The organism is Picosynechococcus sp. PCC 7003, assembly GCF_001693255.1.
Classification (GTDB): Bacteria; Cyanobacteriota; Cyanobacteriia; order Cyanobacteriales; family MRBY01; genus MRBY01.
In genome coordinates this window covers 28,551-51,858 of the sequence record NZ_CP016476.1, presented here as the reverse complement: position 1 = coordinate 51,858, position 23,308 = coordinate 28,551, and the positions used below count along the sequence as shown (strand labels likewise).

19 protein-coding genes and 1 pseudogene are annotated in these 23,308 nt (G+C 46.5%); 5 read left to right on the top strand and 15 right to left on the bottom strand.

Annotated features, from left to right (window positions below; all coding sequences use genetic code 11):
• Nucleotides 1–22 precede the first annotated feature (22 nt).
• The 11 genes from AWQ21_RS16320 to AWQ21_RS14820 all read right to left on the bottom strand — a co-directional run bounded on the left by AWQ21_RS16320 (nt 23) and on the right by AWQ21_RS14820 (nt 11,935).
• The gene (locus AWQ21_RS16320; RefSeq protein ID WP_157094807.1) at nt 23–166 is read right to left on the bottom strand and encodes a hypothetical protein; all 144 of its coding nucleotides are present in this window, start codon (nt 164–166) and stop codon (nt 23–25) included.
• A 51-nt stretch (nt 167–217) separates the two neighbouring features.
• Nucleotides 218–1,318: a hypothetical protein gene (locus tag AWQ21_RS14865; protein ID WP_065715476.1), complete on the bottom strand. Its 1,101-nt coding sequence runs from the start codon at nt 1,316–1,318 to the stop codon at nt 218–220.
• A gap of 36 nt (nt 1,319–1,354) precedes the next feature.
• Nucleotides 1,355–1,750: a hypothetical protein gene (locus AWQ21_RS14860; RefSeq protein ID WP_065711956.1), complete on the bottom strand. Its 396-nt coding sequence runs from the start codon at nt 1,748–1,750 to the stop codon at nt 1,355–1,357.
• Between the two features lie 105 nt (nt 1,751–1,855).
• The gene (locus AWQ21_RS14855) at nt 1,856–3,703 is read right to left on the bottom strand and encodes a type IV secretory system conjugative DNA transfer family protein (RefSeq protein ID WP_083998089.1); all 1,848 of its coding nucleotides are present in this window, start codon (nt 3,701–3,703) and stop codon (nt 1,856–1,858) included.
• Nucleotides 3,648–4,133, bottom strand: coding sequence for a hypothetical protein (locus tag AWQ21_RS14850; protein ID WP_065715473.1), 486 nt, complete (start codon nt 4,131–4,133; stop codon nt 3,648–3,650). The genes AWQ21_RS14855 and AWQ21_RS14850 overlap by 56 nt, the downstream gene beginning before the upstream one ends.
• 40 nt (nt 4,134–4,173) lie before the next feature.
• The gene (locus AWQ21_RS14845; protein ID WP_065715472.1) at nt 4,174–6,144 is read right to left on the bottom strand and encodes a M23 family metallopeptidase; all 1,971 of its coding nucleotides are present in this window, start codon (nt 6,142–6,144) and stop codon (nt 4,174–4,176) included.
• Nucleotides 6,141–7,313, bottom strand: a complete 1,173-nt coding sequence (locus AWQ21_RS14840; protein WP_232315175.1) for a hypothetical protein — start codon at nt 7,311–7,313, stop codon at nt 6,141–6,143. The genes AWQ21_RS14845 and AWQ21_RS14840 overlap by 4 nt, the downstream gene beginning before the upstream one ends.
• Nucleotides 7,314–7,324: 11 nt before the next feature.
• Nucleotides 7,325–8,746: a hypothetical protein gene (locus AWQ21_RS16580; protein ID WP_065715470.1), complete on the bottom strand. Its 1,422-nt coding sequence runs from the start codon at nt 8,744–8,746 to the stop codon at nt 7,325–7,327.
• Nucleotides 8,747–8,767: 21 nt separating this feature from the next.
• Nucleotides 8,768–9,517 (bottom strand): hypothetical protein, encoded by a 750-nt coding sequence (locus AWQ21_RS14830; RefSeq protein ID WP_065715469.1) that lies wholly within the window; start codon nt 9,515–9,517, stop codon nt 8,768–8,770.
• Nucleotides 9,517–10,620, bottom strand: a complete 1,104-nt coding sequence (locus AWQ21_RS14825; RefSeq protein ID WP_198159742.1) for a hypothetical protein — start codon at nt 10,618–10,620, stop codon at nt 9,517–9,519. The genes AWQ21_RS14830 and AWQ21_RS14825 overlap by 1 nt, the downstream gene beginning before the upstream one ends.
• A gap of 136 nt (nt 10,621–10,756) precedes the next feature.
• Entirely contained in the window at nt 10,757–11,935 is a 1,179-nt protein-coding gene (locus AWQ21_RS14820) for a hypothetical protein (protein ID WP_065715467.1), read from the bottom strand.
• Nucleotides 11,936–13,010: 1,075 nt separating this feature from the next.
• On the opposite strand from AWQ21_RS14820, the gene AWQ21_RS14815 reads away from it, so the two are divergent.
• Nucleotides 13,011–16,352 (top strand): strawberry notch-like NTP hydrolase domain-containing protein, encoded by a 3,342-nt coding sequence (locus tag AWQ21_RS14815; protein WP_232315174.1) that lies wholly within the window; start codon nt 13,011–13,013, stop codon nt 16,350–16,352.
• Nucleotides 16,353–16,363: 11 nt separating this feature from the next.
• On the opposite strand, the pseudogene AWQ21_RS14810 reads toward AWQ21_RS14815, so the two are convergent.
• Both AWQ21_RS14810 and AWQ21_RS14805 read right to left on the bottom strand, forming a co-directional pair.
• Nucleotides 16,364–17,766, bottom strand: a pseudogene (locus AWQ21_RS14810) (ISKra4 family transposase).
• Nucleotides 17,763–18,410: a plasmid pRiA4b ORF-3 family protein gene (locus AWQ21_RS14805; RefSeq protein WP_065715490.1), complete on the bottom strand. Its 648-nt coding sequence runs from the start codon at nt 18,408–18,410 to the stop codon at nt 17,763–17,765. Before AWQ21_RS14805 ends, AWQ21_RS14810 begins: the two are co-directional and overlap by 4 nt.
• A 134-nt stretch (nt 18,411–18,544) precedes the next feature.
• Here AWQ21_RS14805 and AWQ21_RS14800 point away from each other — a divergent pair, with 134 nt between their 5' ends.
• From AWQ21_RS14800 to AWQ21_RS14785, 4 genes are all read left to right on the top strand, one after another.
• Nucleotides 18,545–19,099: a recombinase family protein gene (locus tag AWQ21_RS14800; RefSeq protein WP_065715465.1), complete on the top strand. Its 555-nt coding sequence runs from the start codon at nt 18,545–18,547 to the stop codon at nt 19,097–19,099.
• Nucleotides 19,100–19,327: 228 nt separating this feature from the next.
• Nucleotides 19,328–19,642, top strand: a complete 315-nt coding sequence (locus AWQ21_RS14795; RefSeq protein WP_065715464.1) for a hypothetical protein — start codon at nt 19,328–19,330, stop codon at nt 19,640–19,642.
• Nucleotides 19,643–19,943: 301 nt separating this feature from the next.
• Complete coding sequence (locus AWQ21_RS14790) at nt 19,944–20,267, top strand: nucleotidyltransferase domain-containing protein (protein ID WP_012308626.1); 324 nt, start codon at nt 19,944–19,946, stop codon at nt 20,265–20,267.
• Nucleotides 20,264–20,644: a HEPN domain-containing protein gene (locus AWQ21_RS14785; protein WP_065715463.1), complete on the top strand. Its 381-nt coding sequence runs from the start codon at nt 20,264–20,266 to the stop codon at nt 20,642–20,644. The genes AWQ21_RS14790 and AWQ21_RS14785 overlap by 4 nt, the downstream gene beginning before the upstream one ends.
• Before the next feature lie 300 nt (nt 20,645–20,944).
• Here the strand turns inward: AWQ21_RS14785 and AWQ21_RS14780 are convergent, their stop codons facing one another.
• Both AWQ21_RS14780 and AWQ21_RS14775 read right to left on the bottom strand, forming a co-directional pair.
• Nucleotides 20,945–22,285, bottom strand: coding sequence for a cytochrome P450 (locus AWQ21_RS14780; RefSeq protein WP_065715462.1), 1,341 nt, complete (start codon nt 22,283–22,285; stop codon nt 20,945–20,947).
• A gap of 305 nt (nt 22,286–22,590) precedes the next feature.
• Entirely contained in the window at nt 22,591–23,307 is a 717-nt protein-coding gene (locus AWQ21_RS14775) for a hypothetical protein (RefSeq protein ID WP_065715461.1), read from the bottom strand.
• Between the last annotated feature and the right edge of the window lies 1 nt (nt 23,308).

Here is a 23,308-nt window from a genome sequence, read left to right as displayed (position 1 = left end):
GAAGGATGTCAAAAACGAAAATTTAGCGTTGTACCGGACATTCAAGGGCGGGAGGAGAGCCAAAAGCTATCCGTAGAAAGGAACGATTAAGGACAAAACTGCCCGTTCCTTCGATGACCAGCAGACAGACCCAAAGCCAGCGACCTCGATAGAGGATAAATCCCATAAACGAGATCAGTTTGTGAGCAAAATAGATAAGGGCAAATGCTTCCATGATCTATGCCTTCTGAATCTGGGAACGGTGGCTAGGTGGGTGATTTTCCACTGAAGCCGCCTGGGGGAGCAGCTTCTGGGATTGTCCATAGCGTTCATGGGCTTGTTGAACAAAACTCTGGAGAATGTTCATGTCCTTCGGGGTTGCAGAGGTCGGCGTAATTTTTTGATTGTCAGTCTTGCGGGTTAAATTCACGCCACCGTCAGGGGTAATTTGCCAAGAAATAGCGTTGGTTTGGAAAGTTTTAGTGCCGTCTTGAGCGACCTCCACCTCGCCAATTTTTTCCATCTGACTGACAACGACCTTAACCGCAGGTTCAACAAAATTTTGCATAAAAACTGTTGCTGCCTGTTGTCCAGTATGGCTAAGGGTTTGATGGATTTGTTGCTTGACCTGGTTGTGGGTTTGCTTAAACTTCTGGGAGGCAGTGACAGAAAACTGATTTGCTAAACCACGCAGTTTATCGGCGACCATGTTGCGCTGCTGATTAAACCAGTCACCAACCCGTTGATTCGGAGTATGAACCGGGGTGGGATTAAAGGGACGACTTTTCACCAAATTATCCAACCGTGCTTGCAGCTCATGAAGTTTTTCATTCGTTACATGAAGCTGATTTTGTAGGTCATCAAACTGTTCCTGGGAGACAGGCGACGCAATTTCCGGTTCTGCCACTACCCTAGACGTAGTTTCAGATGAAGGCGATACTATAGCATCAGGATCAGGGGTTTTAGGGGTAATAGTTTCAGCTTGGAAATGAGACAGTAAGTTCTTGGCAATCTGTCCTTCTTTACTCTTAAATAAGAGGGTATTCTTCTTGTCAAGAATGCGCACAGAACCGGAATTTTTCTGAGGCGAAAAAGCTTCCCTGAGAGTTTTGGTTTCTTTCGGGGTGAGTTTAGAGCGTTTGCCATTTCCGCCAACAGCACCATCATAAATTTTCTTAGAGCCGACCCGAATGGTGATCTCTTGATCATCTTTCATACCCAATTGAAGGAGCTTTTGAAGAAATTGATCAAGGGCTGAAAGGGTCAGTTGAGTTGCTTCAACGGAACTGTTGGTAATGTCACGGGCAGATTGCTGGTCACTAGATTGTTGAATATCCATAGATTCCTCAAAAATAAAGTCAAACAAAAATCGAGACTATTGTTTTAAAGCCTTGAGTAAACAAGACATTTGAGCAGCGGGAGATAATAAAATATCGGGTAATAAACAGCCACCTAAAGTGTCAAGAATGAGTTCGCCGTGGACTTGGACATAGCGGGGGATTTCGTCGATGACGAGGACAAAGGTGGAGGTAGTGCGATCGCCAAGAAAGTCAGGATCAATGTAGGCCAGACGACCATCTTGAATCATCAAACAGGTGTCATCTGCACCATTGGCATAGATCTCAACGAATTCAGGCAGGTAACCGTCAGGCAGCGGTTCAGCGTCCCAACCTTGACCTGTGAGCAAACCGAGAGATTCAGAAAAATCGACCTTGGCACGGATTACTTCTGGGAGGTCGTCAATGAGTTTTTGGTCGGAATCCATAAGCATGGGAGAGTACCTCAAAGTATTGGTATAAAGGCAAAAACTGCCTTCTATGGAGTAAGAGAAAAAGGAGGCGAGAATTCGGACAAAGAATTGAAATTAATTTCAGACTTAAAAAACAGCAGCAATTAAGTCGGCAGTTTCTGGGGCATCGATCGCCCGAAAAGCATGGGCATCTTGGCGGAGTTGGTCGAGGTCAACTTCTTGATTTATCGGGCTTATGGCTGTTTCTAGTTCAGGACAAATCCCTTGATAGGCAGAAACTAGAGCCAAGTCCCGTCGTTGAAAATCTCGCTGCGTGAAATGGGGCAATGCCGTCTTTAAAAACTGCTGTTTGAGGATTTCCCAGTCGGCAGTGGATGCCTTGAAGGCTTTGAGATCATGTTCTGGAATGCGAATGGTCTGAATTAAGGGGATGCGGGAACCGTGGCGATCGCCGATCCCGCGATTCCAGATGATGGCTTTACCCTGGGAGAGTTGCAGAATTTCACTAGGGTCAATGATGGCAACAGATTGTTTATGCTCCGTATCACTGGTGGAACTGCCGCTCTTTTGCCGAGATCGCCCTTTGGTGTCGTACTCCACATCCCGATTACCGACCGACTTCGAGTACTTTTCCGCATCCGCAATATCATTCGCCTGAAACACCAATTGCGTCGCACAGGCTTTTAATAGACGACTCGCCCCATCCTTGCCATACCGTTTTTCAAGGACTTCAGGAAATTGCACCCCGATTGCCATCACCAAACCCGCCGAGCGGTGAATATTCGGCCAATCTTCCGCCGAGGGAAGATAAATCTGGGAAATTTCATCCAGCCAGAGTAAAAAAGGGCGTTGACGGGGTTTGAGCAAATTACGGTTTGTGAGAAGGTGGATCACCGTCGCCAAAATCGGGTTCACAATCTCGCCCCGTTCCGCATCACTGCCACAGATGAGGATTTTGCGTTCATCCAAATCCAAGGGAATCGTTGTTTTACCGCAGATCGCCGGCAGCAAATCAGGCATCAATAAGCCGCTCAAGAGATTGGCAAATGTCGCCTTGATACTGCCATAGGTTTCCTCAACGCCAAACACATCCACCACCGCATCAAACACCATGCGAATCGCCTCCGGTTGGGAATCGACAATGGCTTGAAGTTGGGGGCTGGGCAGGCGGGTTAAGGCGCGGCACATCACCAGATCTGGGCAGTCCGTTTGTTTTGCCAGCAGCATCACCCCCGCTAAAAATGAGGTCGTTGCCTCTGTGAAAAAGGGATTCGAACCGCCCTTCAGAGCTTGAGGATTTAGGTTTAGATAGAGGACTTTCGCGATTTGTCGTGCCATTGCCGCATCTTCTGGGTGACGAATAAAATCAAGAACATTGCAGCAAAGAGATTCCGGTTTACCCGGTGCAAATAAGCCGACTTCGTAATTCAACCGCTTGGCATAACCCGCAATCAAAGCCGTGGGGGATGGGTCTTCCGGCGAGTGGGTGGAATATTTGATATCGAAATAAAGCCCCGGAATGCCCTGGGCTAACCCCGATAAAAAGAGCGGATTCAATGCCGAAAAACTTTTCCCCGAACCCGCACCACCGAGGACAGAAATCCCAGAAGTACAGTCGCTGAGATAGAGCGTGCGCAAGTCATAGCAAAGATCGATGTGCCATTTTCCTTTGTGGCAATGAAAAACCGACTCTTGCGGTGTACCTACCCAAAGCCCAACATCCGCTCGTTTTGCTGCTTGAACCTGTTTGAGGGTGCGCAATGCGCCATTTTTGACCTGCTGCGGTGTAGCGAGTTTGCCTTTGCCGAGACTGGCTGATTTGCGGCGATCGCCCTTAAAAGTCATGAACGCCAATAAAACCCCACAACCCAGTAACAGTAAACCAAGCGGCGAAAAAATCAATTCGCTGACATAGGCGTTAAGGTCGGGTTGGGGAGTCGGAGAAGGCGGGCGGTTCGTCTGCGGGTTGGACATTATTGGGAATCTCAATGGCTAGATTTTTCAAGGCTTGGTAACGGTCAGCGGGCATATACAAAATTTCGTCGGACTCTCGGGCAAAGGCAGCGAAACCCGCTTCAAACTCCTCCTTGCCGCCCTGGGCATCGATTTTGCGTCGCCAGAGCTGTTCATTGAGGGCGATCGCCGCTTCGGGATCGATGTATCGACTAAAGGGATAATCGTTATCACTATGGGGATTGAGGCGACTACAAATGTCATTTTGAACAGTGACCAAAATCTCCTCTGGATGATGTCCATGCCCGTCTGTCGAAGTCGCCTGAATCACTTGATATTGTTGGTATTCAGCGAGGACGATAAAAGGTTGAGCGAGGCAACTACTTTGATAGGAGTGATCGCCGGAGTCGGAACGGACTGAGAGCATCACCCCTAAGAAACCCACAAGCATGAGTACACAACAGAAAAGGAAAGAATGCTTTTTAAAAAGATTAGAAATTGACATAATTACGAGGATTGAGAGGAGTGCCAAAGCGATCGCCGTCACGGACTTCAAAATGGAGGTGTGCGCCTGTGCTGCCGCCCGTGGAGCCCTCCAAGCCGATCAATTGACCTTTTTTGACCGTCTGATTCTGGTCTACTTTTTGGGTACTCATGTGGGCATAGCGGGTAAAGAGATTGTTTTGATGCTTGAGGATAACCACATTGCCGTAGCCTGATTCCCAGCCCACATAGGTGGCCATGCCACAGTCCGCTGCTAAGATCGGCGCTCCCATCCCTGCACTGACATCAATGCCCGCATGGAGTCGCCACGTGCCATAAATCGGGTGGAGACGATTACCCATCTCGCTAGTGACCACGCCTTTCGAAGGACGCTGCATCTTACCGCCCCCGCAGGAACCGCCGAAAAAGCAATCTTTGAGCACTGCCTGGTAATCAGAGGCTTTATAGGCAAGGGTTGTCGTCTGATCTGAGGGTAAATTTAAGGCTGCCCCCATTCCAAAGAAATCAACTTTGGTGGTTGTGATGAATTGTTTTAATTTGGGGATCATCGCCTCCATAGATGGATTGTTACGGGGCAGGAGATAGGCGATCGCATAGGCCGTTTGAGATTCAGTAAGATTGAGGGTTTCTGCCTGTTCCAGTAGGGAGGGCAATCGAGAGGCGACCCCAGAGCGTTGGGCAGGAGGAACTGTTTGGAGTATTTTTTGCAAACAGTCATCGTCACCGTCATCAGAAGACACCGAATCACCGTATTGGGCCTGGGCCGCTTGCAGTTGTGCCTGAACCGAGTCTGGGACGCTCACCTGGGGATTAGGAAGAGCTTGTTGATTATCAAAACCCAGAAAAATGCCATCTTTTTCCCTGGCGTGAAACAATGACCATGGGCCAAAAATAAAGGGCGTACAACCGAGATCAAGCAATCCTTTTTGACAAAACCTTGTGGACAAACCAAACTCCGCTGTTCCCGCAGTTTCATCGGTATCCATCAAAATCAGCTTAAATTCTGAGCCGAGCATCCGTCCTGTGGGTTCCAAGCTGCCGAACGCTTGACCCAGTAAGCCAGAACCGCCTGGCACCATTTGCCCACCTGTCTCTGAATCGCCGCCTTTGATCCAGCGATCGCCCTGGCGTCCCTGCCCCGAAAGTTCGATGTAGGCGCAGTTTTCCTGTTGGCAAGGATAACGAAACCCAACTTTGGTACTGCCAGAAATGGGTTGAAAGGTCGCATTTGCCTCACCCGCTCCCCAAACAATATCCAATGTGGCGATCGCCGAAGGAGATAGAATGCCCAAATCAGCCAGGGGAATTAGATCCAAACCAGGAATATCCTTAAGAGAAATCCCCTGCCAATTTGTAAATTCTTTGAGGGCTGTCTCTGCCAAACCTGGAATATCTGTCACTGACAAAGCAGATAAATTCGGAATTTGGGAAAGAGGTAGTTGGGCGATCGCCGGATTGTTCAGCAATGTCCCAAGATTGTCAGACAGTAAATCTTGTAATCCCCCACTTACCTGACTTGTCACCAAATCCGCTAGTGGCGGAACATTGGCTAGAGGTAGATTTTTGATCGTCGGTAATGCCTCAACCAGAGAACCTAAAGATTGCTGGGTGAAATGGGAAAAAGTTGACAGGGCAATATCTTGTAAATCAAGCTGTGCCAAGGATGCGATTTGCAGCGGCGATAAATCCGCAATTCCCGTATTCGCCATATCCCCCAGGGTAAAAATATCTGTCAGGCGATCGCCCGCTTGAATTTGTTTATCGAGGGAATACCCAACCTGCGCCGATAAACCCGTATCAACTTGATAGACAGCACTGGTTTGAATCGGCGGTAAATCAGCCCAACGTAACGTTTCCAGATTGACTGTCGGCGCAGAAGTCGCGGCGCTGCGGGTGCCCCAGCCAAAACTCAGCAGCAATATTAAGACCAGCAAGATCCAAAAAAACGGCAATTTCATAGCCCCACCGCCTCCGGTGTAACCCCCGCATTTTTCAGCACCGATTTCACATGGGTGAGTTGAACATTACTTCTGCGGGCTGCTTGGGAGAGGGTAGAGCCACGCCGTAGACTACGAATCATCGTTTGGTAACGCAGATAAAGTCTACTCCGGTAGGGGGTATCGGGATGGGTTGTTAGCCCTCTGGCGATCGCATTGGCAATCTGATGATGATCTAAAACCTGAGGAGCAGAAGCAGCTCTAGGAGGCTGTACTCTATTGATCGCCAGGGTAATGGGGTCACTTTTTGGTGAATCAAGACGCTGGGCTACCTGGTTTTGCCGTTGCAGGAGGGTGGCGAAAATTTCCTGCTGCTGGTCTAGGGTTTGCAATTGTGCCAAAAATTCTGATTGCTGGGAATCCAAGCTGGCTACGCGACCATCTAAACGTTCCACCTGATTTTCCAAAGCCGTCAGTCTGGCCTCAACGTCGGCATTATTAGTTTCGGAAACCCCCTCAACTCTGACTAATAGTGGTTCCTGGCGCGTGGGATTATTTGGTAAAGATTCGCCTTGACCCATGTGGAAAAGCTGGGCGAGGGTGCGGGGATCCAGTTGGAAAGTAGTCGCCGCTTGTTCCATGGCCATGCCTTGGTCAACCTTGGCAATTGCCCCCTGAATCGCCCGATGTAATTCCGAATTTTCTACCAATAACTGTCGCTCAATCGCCAAAGTAACTCCCTGTTGGAGTTGTTGTGCCGCATTCAGAGTTTGAGCCGTTGAAGCTCGCGTAGTGTTAATAGGGTGGGCCGTGACATTGACGATGCTATTGCCTTGGGAACCTGCCACCAGCTTAAAAACATAGAGCGATTCCACTTGATTTGCATCACGGGTCACCAGGCTGAGTTGGGCTTGTCCTGCTTGATTAGCGACCAAATGCAGGATAGACGCCCCCTGCTCGAAGGGGCGATCGCCATCGAGTTGAATCAGCGAACCATCATCCAGCCAGCCTTTATAGGCCAAAACCCCATCTGGCAAGGTGAGATTAACTCCCTGGTTGACCTTGAGCGCAATGGTAGGAACCTGACGTTGTGCTGCCTCGGATGAAATCCGTTGGGTTTGCGCCAAGACAGGCTCCCCCCACAGTCCGAAAATCAGTGTCAACATCGAAAGCTTTGCGAAAGATTTCATCGAAAATAACCTTATAAAGAAAGAACAAAAGGAGCGTGAATCGTTAACTGCACAGAGGTATTGGGCTGGATCAATTGCACCGCTGATCCGGCATCCGGTTCGGCCAGCAGTGAATCTGTTAAACCCTTGAGGGCCGCACTGCCAAGGCTCGTCCAATCTTTATTTCCCCCAGCCTTTGTGATGGAAGTGCTTGATTCTGTTTGGAAAAATGTTTCTGAGCGGCTAATATACTGATCCGCCAGTCCTCGACCCGCCCCCAATAACGCCCGACCAAGGGGAGTCTGCAAAAACCCTTGATCTGTCTTGGCTTGCAAAAGCCGTCCATTCGCAGCCGAAACTGTCATTGTGCCAGCAGGTAGTAAGATAGCTGGGCGATCGCCTTGGAGAATTGCCCGCACCTCCGCCACCAGATAGCCATCCATCACCTGGATAATTTCCGCCAGCAGCCGTGAATTCGCAGGCAGGCCCAAAATTGCTTCCGTCGTGTGGATATGGAGAATTGCTTTCTCTGCTGCAATCAGTTGTTGCGTCACCGTGCCAGTGAGGGATTGACCGCCTTCCACTAAAAATTGGCGATCGCCTTGCAGAAAAGATGTTTCCTGCTGCACCAACAAAATCGAATCATCCCGCATCGTTTCCTCAACAGAAGAAGACGATGGCGCAGAACGAGGCCATGAAACCCCAGACTGAACCGAATTTTCCGGCAACGCGCCAAAACTCATCATTTGTTTCGGTGGCGGGGCGGAGGTTGGTAGAGAGGCAGTGGGTGTAATCGGAATAGGCGGAACCGCACGCATCGGCGTAGGGGCAGGCGGAATAAAATTTTGCCGTGGTGGTGGACTAGGTACTGTTGAGGAAACCGAAGTCCTTGAATCCATCGGTGGCAGCGGTGCTCGGGCAACTTCTGATTGCTGGGATTGTTCCTGCAATTGACCTGTGAGAACTTGCTGTTTTTGCTGTTCTTCTAAGAGCGCCGCCCGATTTTTGAGGGAACTAAAGGCAATCTCCCCCTCCAATTCCGCAAGCTTAGCCTGGTCGGGATCAACCTCTTCCTCCTCCAGAGCAACATCAGGGGCGATCGCCTCTGGATTAGCATTGCCCAGTTGAATACTATTGCCCTGCGTTAAAGCAGCCCCAAGGAGCGCACAAACCAGCAAAACACCGGAACCAAAAAAGATCGCCTTCAGGTGAGGACGTTTATACAGAGGTACCTTACCCACCTCAATTTCTAAATCTTCCTGATAAGCGGGTGGCAGTGATGGAATATCCTCTAACGCAGTCGTAGCATCACGTTCCGATACGTCACTTTGGGAGAGATCAGACGGTGCATAATCCGTCGCGAAAGAAGCCGGACTCTTTTCAGCAGGGGTTGCTGTCTCAAAATCAAAATTAGCCCAACGTTCCAAGTCTAAGGACTGAAAATTTTCTGACATAATTCATTCTTAATAAATTGCTTAATTTCGTAAGCGTTCCGGCATAGACTCAATCACTAAACCAGCACGCCGTTCTTCCATCACAACCCGCTGAAGGTCAGAAATTTGGGGATTGTCAATCGCCTGATCAACGGGAACGAGGGGATCGATCACCCGAACATAAATTTCATGCTCACGTACTACTTGATCGCCTAAATTGTCACCATTCGCGAAAACCATGAGGAGGCCTGTGTAGTCAACTTTCCAGAGATCTGCTTCTACCTTTTGAGGCACGCCAATCACCGGAGAAGTCATTGCTGTCTGGGTGCGGGGTTGCATCGTAAAAATATCCTGGGGCGTCAAAAGTGCAATCTGCGTGAGAATATCCTTGCGAATCCCATCACTAAGCCGAAACCCAGCCCGCCAGGTCGCTGTTGTAATTTTCAGTTCACCATTGCCCGTAGAAATCGGCACACCAAGGTCAGGCTGAGGCGAACCCAGATCCTCCGGTGCATCAGGGGGAAGAATGCCGCGCCAATCATAGAGGCTATAGAGGGTCGAAGCCACGAACTGACGAATTGATTCCGGGGTTGGTTCAGCATGGTCTAGGGCAACCACATGACGCGTCAGCCCATCAGCCGTTTCTACCAACCTTGGTGCAGGTTGATTTAGGAGGCTAATCACCGTGCCCATCACACCGAGACTGATCAAGAGATTCAAGCCACCCAAAACGAGACCAGCAACCACACAGAGGGGCAGAAAATTAGGAGAACGTTGGGGTAAGAGTTTCATCAGCGTTTCCCTCCATGAACAGCCTTGAGACTCGTGGTGAAAGCTGCCCCTGCGGCCGCAAAAACAGCAGAAAAGCCCATACTGCCTGCAAAAAGGGCAAGGAAAGGATTAACTAATCCCCCTAAAAACGGGTAGAGCAAACCGTGAAAACCAAGGGCCGTGCTCTGTTGACTGGCGAGGGCAATCTGGAGAATAGTGAACATCCAAATACTCAACATCCCTGCAAACAGCCCACTGATAAAAATTTGCAGACCACTTTTTGCCGCCGGATAGAGAGAAATAGCAATCCAGAGGGGCGCAGAAGAAGCCCAAACCGCAAGGGCATAGGCCATGATGATGTGAAATGTCCCTGCGACGAAACTGAGAAAACCCGTCACCACCAACTGGGTAAAATCATTGAAGAAGCGACCAACCGGATTCAGAAATGACCAACCCGAAGTAGAGTCAGTCCCCAATTCTGCCGCCGCTGCATCCATTTCTGAATCAACCTCAGCGAGGCATTGCTCCTGTTCTAAACCACTGAGGGAAAAACAAGATTCTCGTTTTTGCTGATAAGCCTGATTAAGACCCTGCTGGAGATTGGCATTCTTGATTAAATCTCGCCCAGCGACCCCGTTGTAGGTTTGGGAAAGGAGATAATTATTCGCCCCATAGACCAGATTTTTGTAAGCCTGTAGACCCAATAAAGTCAGCTGACCTCCATTGGTAAAAAGCAAAACCACTACAAGGGGGGTGTAGATCATTTGCCAAGGAAACTGTTTGTAACTAGCAGCCTGCCACTTATAAACAGCGGCGATCGCCCAGGAGAGAAAACCCACAGCAACAATATAGGAAGTTGCCTGTAGCAAAATCGCGAAATAGGGCGAGTCAAGAGAAAGATAAGTGTCCCAGAGGATATCGAAGGAACCAGCAAGATCACTAATCCAAATCTGTGAATCAAGGGTGGCATCCCCAGCAATTCCATCGGTACCTGCCGGAAAAGGAACCCCAGACTGGGCAAGAAGTGGAAGGGGACGGCAGTTCAAAACTATCAGTAGGCCCAAAAAAGCCCATTGCAAGAGCCAACACAGCCGACAATAAAGCCGCAGCCATACAGAAGGCATCAAACGAAAACAATCGAAACAATGAAGTTGAACAGCATGATAAATTGTTTGATGAAGCGTCAAAAACATAGAAAACTATCTTTACCCCAAGTGGTAAAAATTCAGTAACAATAAAAATGAGAAAAGCAGATTGAAATCATGAAATTAAACAAAGAGGACTTCCCCTTGTACGCCTCAGAGGAGTCAAACAACGAACTAAAAATTGTTGACATAAATTAATTAATGAAAAATTTCGACAATGAATCCGGTCTAGAAAGAGCAATAAATGGATCAAGATCAATGTTTTCAAAAAGCTCATTTGAGGTAGTTTAGAATGGTTCAAATCACCAATCTGATCCATGAAAAAATCTGGGCTATCCTGAAAATCAAAACATAATTGCCCGTTCAACATATTTAACTTGAATAATTGAAAAGTGAATTTTCCTTGTGATAAACGAGAATAAATGGTGCGAAATCCCAAGCCAAAATCCGACGAAAAATCTGAAGCTAGAAGATAACCAAGATCAATCAGTGGTTGTGAATACTGAAGTGCAAGGCGCTTGAAAGATGCCAGGGGTGAGTGAAAATCTAAAAATTGTCGTAAAGGTTTCCTTGTATTTTTACCCTGCTGACATTGGTCTAAAGTAAGTGTGAGTTGAGGAAAATAAGCCTGAAGGAAATCAAAGTTGATAAAACGATATAAATGCTGAACTAAATCAACATTCACTTTAAAAACCTTTTGAAAATAATTCCAAGCTCGTTGTGCACTAGCTTTAGAGAGACGCAGATAATCAGCCAATTCCAAAATAGATGGCACCTCTCCAGGAATCTGACAGATGAAAGTCAAAATTGACTGTTGACGTTTTGTTAAAAACGGTTCACATAAAGCCTGTAAAAAGTGCCAGTCCAGCTCATCAAAAGAAGGTGGATGAGCATGGGGTAAATAGAGTACATCCAAGTCCCGGGAAAAAGAATAGGACTGTAACTTTTGGGCAAAGTGGGGACTGACAGAAATAGGATAAAGATTGCGTGCAGCCTCTCTCCTGACGGCATTTCGAAGATTCCAGTAGGACGTTAACTCAGCCGGATCATCAGTGCGAAGAGCCGTTTCAAAAAAGTGTGTAACTGCTTCTTGATAAGCATCTTCAAAGCCCCATTGCCTAGCCCAGGCAGTAGTGCGACACATCGCAGCAATATCATCAGCATGGGCTTGAAGCAGTAAATCAAGCGCTCGCTGGCGAGTATGGGGTTGCTTAACATCCTGAAGGAGTTGGCAGGTAGATTCCCAGGAGAGAGAAAGGCACGAAGAATCCGATTTAAGAGCAAAAGAAGACATGAAAAGATTCCTAAAATTGCATGGCAATTCAAGGACTTCGCCCGCTCATCGAGTATAATAAGAGCAGGCAAGTGAAGTACTTGTATTTAATTTGCCGAGATAAAGACTCTTATCCAGAAGTTTTCCAGGCTGTATGGATGAGGGTCTTTGTGTTGTGAGATAAACAGAAAATAAAGAGTTTAGGTTAAGGTAAGTTAAAAACCTAAATCGATGAATAAGCTTTATTCTCAAAGAATTGTAAAAGAATAGTTTAGTCCTCCATAAGTTTGAGTATCAAACCAGGAATCCCAAAAATCATGTAGTGTAATTGGAAACTCTGGATAAATAGAATTTAGCGTAAAAAATAGATTTTTGGAACCTCTTTTAAAAAAAACACCCCAATTTCGACAAAACAACAAGAATCAATTTTTAAATCTTAAAATAATGTTAAAAGCAGACCCCGGATCTAGAGAATATAGTGTGATGTAAAAAAATATGACAATTCATAAAAATAGGGAACAAAAAAATAAGCATATACATTTGTGCATAATTGCGATACTCGATACTGTGATTCTACGAATATTCCAAACAGATAAATGGCATAGTATTGAAACAGAGGGGATATTAGGTTAATCGTTAATCGCAAACATATACGGTGACTAATGCGAAATTTGAGATCAAAAACAATTTATCTAAAGCCATAGAGGGTAAGCTTTCAGTAGTATAATCAGTGGCTTTATGGATGCAAGAATAGTAGGACATTTGCATAAAATTCTTCTCAGCAAAATTGCGAAAGCCCAAGAGTTGATCCTAAAGAACAATCTTGCGAGTAAACTCTCATATTCTTCAATATGTCTCGATTAAATACCTAAAACATTTTCTTGACTGCTATGCCAGCATTTTTGTTCCCGCTTTGATGCGCTTATACTGTGGAACATAAACTTTAGGATACTCACGAGAAAAGTAGAGGCATCCTCTAACTAAAAAACGGGATAAGGAAGTGAGCGCTTTGTGATCAGCATCAACATCTAGAATACGCCACTATAGATGAGCATGTCGCCGCTGACGTAGATTCTATAGAAGAGATTAAATTCTAGTGGCATGGCAAGAAATATTCGTTAGGGTATGGCGGCAAGTCTACGGTCAAGATGTGACAAAAACAGATCTAGAACGGATGCAACTGAAAAGCTATTTAACAAATTGGTGGCGACAAGGAGGCAAATTTTATTCAATCACAGCAGCAAGAAAAGCGATTCAAGCGGAATTAGGCATCACTATAAAGCCAGGCACCCAGAGCGCAAAAGTCATTGACGAACTTGTGGAACTGTCATTGGTGGAAGTCGCAAGGGAAATCGTTCAAGCAAAAGAACCACTCACAGCATTTGATTTACTAGTAGATTTATATGATCGCCAACCACGTTTGGGCGTGCGTTCATCAACAAGTGTCAGACAGCAAGCTTATAGTACAGCTTTACCGATTGCATACTTGACCTCAATCTTAGCAGAGATAAAACTGACTTCAACAATTTATGAACCAACGGCGGGAAATGGGGTGTTATTGCTGGGGTCAGCACCGGAAAAGTGCACAGTCAATGAACTGAATCCAGCACGAGCAGAGCAATTGAGAACCCAAGGGTTTACCGTGACAGAGCAGGATGCAACAGTATATCTGCCGGAAAAATTGCATGATGTGGTGATCATGAATCCGCCGTTTGGTCGGGTGAAGGGCAAACGATTTCGCCTCGCCGGTGCTACAGGGACAACGAGCCAAATTGATCAGGCGATCGCCCTCCATTCGTTGCAGGCGATGAAAGACGATGGTAGAGCAGTTTTGATTTTGGGAGGCAAACCAGAAATTACCCCAGCGGAACGGGCAGAAGCCTATAACAGTCTGGAAACAAGAAGATTTTTCTACATCTTGCAGCAGCAGTATAAAGTTACTGATCATTTCACCATCAGCGGTGATTTGTATCGAAAACAGGGGGCAGGTTGGGCGATTGACATCATTCAGATCGCTGGAAGAGGGCAATCAGAACGACCCTTACCCGCCGTGGAACCGCCCAGAATTTACACCAGTTTTAACCAATTACGAGGATTTCTCGATGACTATCTCCAGCACCATCCAATTGCCGAGTTACAGCGAGTACCAAACAGCCGACCGAGTGTGGATTCCTTCAGTGGAGGGGGATCAGGCGCTGTTTATGGTGCGGATTCCAGCCAACCTAACAACCCTCGACTGGCAAATGTATCTCGAATTGATGAAGGTGCGGGTGGAATGGATGTGCCACCAATGGTTGGAAAAATACAAGGAAGTGAAGAGCTTGCAGCAGGATCTGGAGCAAACATTACAGCAACTCAATCCGTTTTTAATGGCTCCTTTGCTCTATCAGAAAGAGGACACCGACGAAATCAGCAACTGGGTGATGAACTGGGCAGTGAATCTGCTGGAATTCGATTCAACATGGCTGGACTGGTGGCAGACGACCAACTCAATGGTGGAATTTCCCGTGAATCTAGCCGGTTTAGAAGCGAATCCCGAAGCGATGGCACAGCACGACGCAGTGACAATCTCCCAATTTCTGTCGGAACTCAGGACACCTATGCAATAGATGCAGTTCAGATTATGAGTGAAGAATTTAATATCCCCTACCAACCCCGTAGCCAAGGGCGATCGCCGCAAACCTTGATTCCCACCAATATGGCGGTAGCAGCCCAGAAAGCCCTGGATCAGTTGGAAACGGAATATGGCAATCTCGACGAGTTTGTGCAGACGAGGTTGGGGTATGAATCCAAAGCAGCGATGTTTGGGGTGTTGTATGCCGAGCAGATCGATGCCCTAGCTCTAGCCTTTGCCCAGAAGGATAAAGGCAAAATTTTCCTCAATGGCGACCAGACCGGCAACGGCAAAGGACGCTTTGGTGCTGCCAATATCATTGATGCGAAACGGCAGGGTTATATTCCCGTGTTTGTAACCCAGAAACCCAATCTCTATGCGGCGATGCTAGAAGATTTGGCGGATATCGGTCATGGTGGACTCACGCCATTTATCACTAATAACGGTGAAAGACTTGCCTTGAAAAATGGAGCCGTGCTAACCACAGGCGACAAGGCGAGTCAGGAAGCGGAAATGTTCCAACTCGCCAAACGCATGGATCTAGGGAGTTATGATGCAGTCTTCACCACCTATAACCAGCTACAAACGGTGAGTAATCAAGAGCCTTATCGTCGAGAATTTTTGAGGGCGATCGCCCACCGTTCGGTTTTTATTTTCGATGAAGCCCACGAAGCTGGTGGTAGTCAAGCTGAAACCTGGAATGCCGGACAGGCTCCCAACCGCGCCGAATTTGTGCGGGAATTAGTAGATCTCAGTGCTGGTGCAGTGTTTATGTCCGCCACTGCCACTAAAAATCCCGCCGTGATGGATTTGTACGCTAGGGGAACCGATGCAATCCATGCGGTAGACAGCATGTATCGCTTGGAAAATACCCTAAAAGCAGGGGGAATTCCGCTCCAACAGATGATGGCAACCCAGTTTGTCAGTGCGGGCAATATGCTGCGGCGGGAACGGAGCTTCGACAATATCAGTTTCGATGCCAAGACTGTTCCCGTGGATCAGGAAGTAGCAGACAATATTTCCGCTGTAATGCGGGCTATTGATCGCTTTGATATTACCAAAGCCCAGGCAATGAAAGAATTGCGCAAAGAGGTGAGGGCAGAAGCGAAGAGTCTTAGCGAGGATAATTCCATTGGGCAGGCTAGTGTGCAGTCGGTAAATTTTACTTCTCTCATGCACAATGCCATTGAACAGGGATTACTTTCCCAAAAAGCGGAAGCGACTGTCCAAGAGGCGATCGCCGCCCTAGAGCGAGGCGAAAAACCCTTAATTGCCCTGTCTAATACCATGGATAGCTTTATCGGCAGTTATGCCAAAGACCAGGGGATCGAGGCAGGGGAAGCCATTGAGATTACCTTTGGCGATGTGCTGAACCGTTATCTTGAACGTTCCCGCGATGTCATTATTACCGACTACCTCGGCAAACGAACCCGAATGCCGATGACCGCTGACCAGTTGGGAGAAGAGGCGATCGCCGCCTTTGAAGAAGCCAAGGAAATCCTTGCTAACGCTGATTTTTCCAAAATTCCCCTCAGCTCCATCGATTACATGAAGTACCGCTTGGCACAGGCGGGCTATCGCGTCGATGAAATTACGGGACGCAGCAGTATTCTCCAGTACAACGATGAAGGAATGACCTATGCCCTCCGTTCTGCTAAAGACACCAGTCCCCAAGCCAAACTGGATATCGTCAATCGCTTTAACAGTGGACAGCTCGATGTCGTCATTTTGAATCGCAGTGGCGCAACCGGAATCAGTCTCCATGCCTCCGAAAAATTTACCGACCAGCGCCCCCGGCACATGATTGTTGCCGAGAGTGATTAAAAACGGGGGAATTAAGCAGCCATAGGTATTTCAGCATCCTCATCTGAATTTGAATACCATTGATGAACGATATTCTTCCATTCTTGATTGAGTACCTTTGTCCTGACTTGAATCAATAAATGAGCCCCTTTTGGAGTCCAACGCATCTGTTGTTTTTTTTCCATGCGTTTGGCAATGACTTGATTGACCGCTGATTCAACAAATCCCGTTGAGATACGCTCTCCACAACGGTAACGCTCACCATAGTTGGGAATGTACCCTCCATTATTTTGAATATAAATCCGAAATTCGGTAATCGCCTTCCGCATCTTACTGAGTTTTGGATAATCAATTTCTAAGTCTTCCGCATCCCACTCAATTGACTCTATTTTCTGCAACGCTCTGAAGACATTGCCATGCCAGAAATACCATTTTAGGCTCTTGAGCCTCTCTGCCATTGATGTCGCTTGGTCAGGGTCGTAATGTTTCACACCTTTGATGTAGTGGCTAAGCAGCGTAATCCGCATTGTGACGTGAAACCAATCCAGCAGATATTCCGCTTGGGGATTGAGAAACATTTGTAGATCGCGCACAGTGTCACCTCCGTCAGAAAAGAATGTGACCTGCTGATTCATTTGCATTCCCTGGGATTTAAGCAGTTCGAATAATCGCCGCTTGGATTTGGTGTCATAGGTTTGGACAAAGCCAAAACTCTTTGAAGCCCCCTTGCTTCTGGGATGCTTTTTCCAACAATCACCTCAAAAGACTTTTGTTGCTCACTGTTTTTCGGACGATAGGCATGGATATAAGCCCCATCAATTCCGACATTGAGTGGCAGATCTGGACGCGGTAATTCCTCCCATTCCATAGGACACCCCTCCACATAAATGTACTGTTCCTCGTCCAATTCATCATCGAGCCTTTGACCCATCTGGTGGAGCTTGTAACGCACACTGGAGGCATTGAGTGTTCCATCTAATGGCAGCACTTCATTCAGCAGCTGAACACTCAGACCATAGGAGACCAATGACGCAAATTTCGTTTGAAGATAAAGATATTCAGGTGATTGTCGCTCAGTCAGCAGCAAAGCTAAAGGGCTGATACTTTTTTGCTGATGGGTTTGGCAAGAGCAATGAAACAATCGTGGACTCGTTAACTCCAGCTTGCCAAAAACGGACCGATAAACCAGCTTATGCTTTCCTTTACATTTACGCGGTAGACCGCAGTCTGGACAAGGCGTTTGCTGCTCCATATATTGACTCACTTGTGACGAGACAATTTCTTGTTGAATCCCTTGCAGAATCTGTTTTGATTCCTCCAAAGTCAATCCTAGGTTGGCGAGAGTCAATTGACCTCGCTCGAATTGAGCTACATCTTTGGAGACTTGTAGGGTTCCATTATCGGATTCAATCTTGATGCTGATTTTGATATTCATGTGTCTATGAAAATAATCTCCTCTCGAAAAGCTGGATCTTCGCTCAAGGGACTCTGCTGCAAGCGTTGATTGAGTTTTCGGAGATCAAGTCTGTCCAATAGCAGCCAATAACTCAGTTGTCGAAGTTCACCTCGACGTTGCGTAATCTCATCATTCACAAGGATTTTAGCCATTCGATAGGCTACCGACGCTTCAGAGAACTCCTGCCTGAGTTCCTGAAAGGCCCAAGCCCCGCCACAATCTTCAATCGGGCCATTCCGTTTGCCTTCGATACAAACTGGATAAGTCTGCTCAGCCTCGAATTCAGTAATCTTTTCAACCCGCAGTTGCACCTGCCAATTATCAAAGAAATTGTATTCATAGAGAAATTTTTCTCGGACTCGTAAGCCTAGATCTAACAGCGTTACAGTATTGGCGTCATCACTAAACCACTCACCCCCAATGTGATGAATACCGTAGGGCTTAGCATGGATGACAAAGCGATGTAAATACTCATCAGTCCAGCCAAAGGCGATCTGAAGAATGTAATGCAGCTGAGCAATGGTCGTATCTGCAGTGACCAGAAAACGACGCCAAATCATGGGGCTAATTCCCGAAATGACGGCTTTTAACTGAATAATACTTGGGGCTGAGCTGCCATTCATTTTCATGAGCTGTCTCGACTAATAGTCTCAGAAAGTAAAGTTTGCGAGACTCCCTAAAACTAAGTCTCAATTCATGTTTTATTATGCAATTATCAAAGGGTCTTAGATATTACGAAACATTGAGGTAAGTCGTCATGGCGATGGTCAGCTATGCAAGAGTCAGTTCTGTGGGACAGAGTCTTGATGTGCAACTCGATAAACTCCGGCATTGCGACAAAATCTTCAAGGAAAAGCGGAGTGGAGTGTCGAATACAAGACCCCGACTCAAGGCTTGTATTGAATACGTCCGAGACGGTGACACGCTTGTTGTTACTCGATTAGATCGATTGGCACGTTCGACACTCCACCTCTGTCAGCTGGCCAAGAAACTGGAAAAGAAGGGTGTGAACTTCCAGGTGCTTGACCAGAACATTGATACTGGAGATGCAACGGGACGACTTTTATTTAATATGCTGGGGGCGATTGCACAGTTTGAAACTGAAATCCGAGCTGAACGACAAATAGATGGAATCCAGAAGGCAAAAGCTCGCGGTGTTCAGTTTGGTCGCAAAAAGCAGCTTACAGAGACTCAATGTAAAGAGTTAAGGCGCAAGCGACAAGGGGGTGAACTCATCAAAACTTTGATGGCAGAATATCATCTCTCAAAAGCCAGTGTGTATCGATATCTCAACCAAGAGTCAGATGTTTAATGGCTCTTGGAATCCTTGCCTCATATAGTTTCCCCCAGTTTTAATCACTCTCCAAGGTGATCCAGCTCTGCGAGATATTCATAAAATTCAGCCCCAATCGACCCAAGCCTACCTCCAAAAAATCTTAACCACCGCCGAGCAATTATTCACCAGAGAACAGACACAACCCGTACCCATTCCAGTCGCCAACGAACAACGTCACCACCATCATCCCAAGCTATAAACACCATGAATAACCCACAAAAAAATGTCCACGATCTCAACCAAGCCGTACTCATCACTGCCCTCAGTAAATTGACAAGCAATCTACAATCCTGTCAATCCCGCCTTAATTACGCCTACGCTAGAGCGACCCGCGCCCAAAATGCTCACATCCAAGACAAACTATCCGAAGCATCCCTAAAACTCTCAGAAATGCGGGAAATTCTGGATGATGAAGCCATACAAGCACTGCTCAAAACTTACCCAGAACGAGATCTACTGCAAGAATTGATAACTAATCTAAACCCCCTAATCCCAACCCATGAAGAGATAAAGTTCTAATTGGGGTCAGCATGGGTAGATGACTCAAACGAAGAAGCTAGTAAAATTCTTTGCAGTGGTGTTTGAACAATCCAGAGCATTGCCATTCTGCGAATCGCAACAACACAATATCGGTTTTCGGGTAGTTGCGTCTCCCCAGTACTCTTCATTGCCAAAGTTGGCATATGGGAATCTGTCGAGTGTGCAGAGGAAGAGTCCAGACCTATTCCGGTGATGCTGCTGGCCTTGTTTTAGGTATCCGAAAAGTCTAGAGGTCAGGTAGCCTAGTAGGAGAGTATCCGAAAAGTTACCGGGCTTCACTATGACTAGACAAAAACTAGAAGTCATTCTTCAGCAGGTCAAATCAAAACTAAACGAACTGTATGAAGAACAGCTTGAATCAATTATTTTGTATGGTTCCCAAGCGAGAGGGGAAGCAAAAATGGACTCGGATATCGATATTCTAGTCGTCCTAAAGTCAGCGATAAATCCCTATGCTGAGATTGACAGAACAAGCGAATTTATCAGCCAGTTGTGTCTAGACTATGACGCAGTAATTTCTCGCCACTTTATTTCCGCCGAAGCTTTTACGACTCAAAATTCTCCGTTTCTCCACAATATTAGACAGGAAGGCATTGTGATATGAAACCTGAAACGCAGAAGTTCATCCGAAAAGCCCGCGAAAGCCTCAAGGCATCCCAAATGTTAGCAGCAGGTGAAATGTATAATTTTGCGGGTTCAAGAGCTTACTACACTATGTTTTATATTGCCGAAGCTTTTTTGTGGGAGCAGGACATGGCATTTTCCAGTCATGCTGCTGTGATCGCTGCATTTGGGCGTGATATTGCTCGCAAAGGATTAGTGCCAGCAAACTTTCATCGATATTTGATTGATGCCCAGGACAAAAGAACCCAAGGGGATTATTCGATTGAGGATAATGCTGAATTATCTGCGGAGGATGTAACCAAGCTGATTGAGCAAAGTCAAAAGTTTATTGAAGTTGCTGAAGAGAAATTAGTCTAAACCAATGCCAACAAAAATCATCTCGATGAATTGCTTTGTTTGGTGGATAGTTTGCGAGTGGGTAAAACTTGAGAATAAGAATTAGCTGCAATTGAGTTAAAGAAAAAATTATAGTTATGTCAGTTGAGTCCAAGAATTTGGATCCCCCTAAATCCCCCTTATTAAGAGGGACTTGAGATTCTTGATCATTTCATCACTATTTGAAATGACTGTAGTAGAATTTTTCAATGATAAAAGACGTAGCATTTTGCAGTAGACTTAATTTTCTAGACAGCTTTAAGCACTGCCCTATTCTCTCATTTATGAGGATTTTTCCCGCCGATAAAAGCGTATCTGTAAACCATCTTTCGGTAATGGCGTCGGAATCACTTGCATCGATAGATCTTGGTCAGGCAATAATTCCCACTCATAATCACGGGCGAGCATTGATGCCAAAATTTTTGCTTCTAGACGGGCAAACTCTTTGCCAATACATTCGCGCATACCGCCACCGAAGGGAATAAAGCCAAACTTTTTCTGTTTATCTGCAAGGCGTTCTGGCGAAAAACGCTCGGGGTCAAATTTTTCGTGGTCGGGATAGAGGGCCTCGTCCTTATGGGTTTGGACAATTTGGTACTGTACAGCCCAACCTTTAGGAATTTGGAAATTTTTGTATTCGAAGGTGTTAATTACCTCCCGGAAGCCACCGCCTACTGGTGGGACAAGACGTAGGACTTCTTTAAAAACTTGATCTAGGTAGGTCATCTGTTGGAGGGTCGCCATATCCAACCCATTATTAATGCCTAATGCGTCTTGTTCTGCACGAATTTTTTCAAAAACGTCGCGGTGTTGTCCGACTAATAATCCAAAGGAAACTAGAGACGAAGTAAGGGTTTCGTGACCAGCAAATAATAGCAGCAGGATTTGATCTTTGAGTTCATCAATCGAAAGGGAATTACCGTCTTCGTCTTTTGCCTGAATCAATAGGTCAAGGGCATCGGTGGGTTCTGCATCAGCATTGTAGGTCTTCAGGCGATCGCCAATGATCATTTCTAGCTCACGCAGCAGTTTTCGCCGACACTTCATCGCCTTACCGAAGGCTGTCCAGGGAAGATTGATGGGTAGGGAAAATAATCCTTTAACCCATTCCTCGAACAGATTTGCTAAGGGTGTTTCCGCACCGCCATCTTTGCCGATGAATAAGGTACTGGCGACATCAAATGTGTACTTGCGGAGTTCGTCGTACCAAGCAAATTCCTGTTTTTGCTCCCATTGAGTGAGATAGCGCTGGGTGATTTTTTCGATGGTGGGAATATAACTTTCTAAGGCGCGGGGCTGAAATGCTTGAAAGATAATGCGCCGCCGGGAACTATGAATACCGCCTTCTTGGGTGGCGAGGGAGTCTGCACCGAGAAGAATTCGCGTACTTTTTGGCCAGGTTGCCTTGACGTACTTATTCTCGTTGCGGAATAAAACCTCATTGGCTTCTGCCCCAACCATTACCACTGTCGGCTTGGTGAAAATATTCGTTTTAAAAACATCACCATACTTCGCCAATCGCTTTTTTTGAAAATCACGATCTGTAAAAAATTCAATGGTTTCGCCAATGACAGGCAAACCGAATTTTCCGGGAGGTAAGGGCAGTTCATTGGGGGAAGTCATGGGCGATCGCCTAGGGGTTGTATATCAAGCCATTAGGTAAGGTAACAAATTGCCCTGGGGTTGTAAATTTCTAGACAATCGTCACGCTGTTCAAGTCTTTTTTTCGATCAAAACTTGGTTTGTTGTGACTCCCTATGAAATAGGATTTCTAAAGTCATTGTGGATAGGATGAACCGGAGCTTCGCGCCCCGGCAACTATTGGCAGGTTTGAGACCAGCAATAGCTCGACAGTCAACATCAGCCCTGAAAAAATCGGTAAAAAAGCTGACTAAAAAATCTTGCTGCTCTGCGGTACTTGACAAGCATCATAGGTCATCCACTAATGCGTTGTTAAATTGCACTTCACGGAGAATTTGATTGGTAGCACGATCCTGTTCAGCTTGTTTAGTGCGTTCTGCACGGGCCATGGTTTTGAGAACATTGGCTTGGGCAATATTATTCGCAGCAAGTTGTTGGAGAATCTGCTGATTTTGCTCAACTTGAATCCGGGAAAGCTGGGTCTCATTCGCCATCTGGAGCGTCATACATTTCATGACCTCCTGGGTAATGTTCAGGGTTTGGCATTGGTCTGCTAATTCACCGGAGGAGGTGGAGATTTGCGTGGAAGTTGCTGACAATTGTTCGGTATTCTGTTGGCCTTCGGCAGAAAAAACAATTTCTCCAAGGGTACTGGAAGTACCGGCAGCGACCTCGGCTTGTCTTAATATGCCTTCTGCAATGTCGTTTATGTCAGTTTGGTTGAGGGTGGCTTGGTCACGAATCTCTGCAAAAATACCGCTGGGATCTGGCAAGCCTAATGCGCCTGTGATGGCCTCGATCCCTTGGGGGACATAGACTTGAAGGAAGTCTTCAACGTGACTTCCCACATAGGTTTCAAAGGCACCAGAAATAATTTGAGTGGTTTGGTTCCAAGTGTTTTTCAGAATGTCCAAAATAGAGGCTTCGCTTTTGGCAGTGGACATCAAGATAATACCTGTGGAGAGGGGAATGATAATGAGTAGCTTTTTGGTGTGATTTTTCATG

Bases quoted from the DNA above. Each gene is read 5' to 3' on its own strand.
- AWQ21_RS14825 (WP_198159742.1), bottom strand. From the start codon at position 10,620: ATGCCTTCTGTATGGCTGCGGCTTTATTGTCGGCTGTGTTGGCTCTTG.
- AWQ21_RS14800 (WP_065715465.1), top strand. From the start codon at position 18,545: ATGGCGATGGTCAGCTATGCAAGAGTCAGTTCTGTGGGACAGAGTCTT.
- AWQ21_RS14855 (WP_083998089.1), bottom strand. From the start codon at position 3,703: ATGTCCAACCCGCAGACGAACCGCCCGCCTTCTCCGACTCCCCAACCC.
- AWQ21_RS14865 (WP_065715476.1), bottom strand. From the start codon at position 1,318: ATGGATATTCAACAATCTAGTGACCAGCAATCTGCCCGTGACATTACC.
- AWQ21_RS14795 (WP_065715464.1), top strand. From the start codon at position 19,328: ATGAATAACCCACAAAAAAATGTCCACGATCTCAACCAAGCCGTACTC.
- AWQ21_RS14805 (WP_065715490.1), bottom strand. From the start codon at position 18,410: ATGAATGGCAGCTCAGCCCCAAGTATTATTCAGTTAAAAGCCGTCATT.
- AWQ21_RS14780 (WP_065715462.1), bottom strand. From the start codon at position 22,285: ATGACTTCCCCCAATGAACTGCCCTTACCTCCCGGAAAATTCGGTTTG.
- AWQ21_RS14790 (WP_012308626.1), top strand. From the start codon at position 19,944: ATGACTAGACAAAAACTAGAAGTCATTCTTCAGCAGGTCAAATCAAAA.
- AWQ21_RS14850 (WP_065715473.1), bottom strand. From the start codon at position 4,133: ATGCTTGTGGGTTTCTTAGGGGTGATGCTCTCAGTCCGTTCCGACTCC.
- AWQ21_RS14840 (WP_232315175.1), bottom strand. From the start codon at position 7,313: ATGAAATCTTTCGCAAAGCTTTCGATGTTGACACTGATTTTCGGACTG.
- AWQ21_RS16320 (WP_157094807.1), bottom strand. From the start codon at position 166: ATGGGATTTATCCTCTATCGAGGTCGCTGGCTTTGGGTCTGTCTGCTG.
- AWQ21_RS14820 (WP_065715467.1), bottom strand. From the start codon at position 11,935: ATGTCTTCTTTTGCTCTTAAATCGGATTCTTCGTGCCTTTCTCTCTCC.
- AWQ21_RS14845 (WP_065715472.1), bottom strand. From the start codon at position 6,144: ATGAAATTGCCGTTTTTTTGGATCTTGCTGGTCTTAATATTGCTGCTG.
- AWQ21_RS14775 (WP_065715461.1), bottom strand. From the start codon at position 23,307: ATGAAAAATCACACCAAAAAGCTACTCATTATCATTCCCCTCTCCACA.
- AWQ21_RS14860 (WP_065711956.1), bottom strand. From the start codon at position 1,750: ATGCTTATGGATTCCGACCAAAAACTCATTGACGACCTCCCAGAAGTA.
- AWQ21_RS14785 (WP_065715463.1), top strand. From the start codon at position 20,264: ATGAAACCTGAAACGCAGAAGTTCATCCGAAAAGCCCGCGAAAGCCTC.
- AWQ21_RS14830 (WP_065715469.1), bottom strand. From the start codon at position 9,517: ATGAAACTCTTACCCCAACGTTCTCCTAATTTTCTGCCCCTCTGTGTG.
- AWQ21_RS16580 (WP_065715470.1), bottom strand. From the start codon at position 8,746: ATGTCAGAAAATTTTCAGTCCTTAGACTTGGAACGTTGGGCTAATTTT.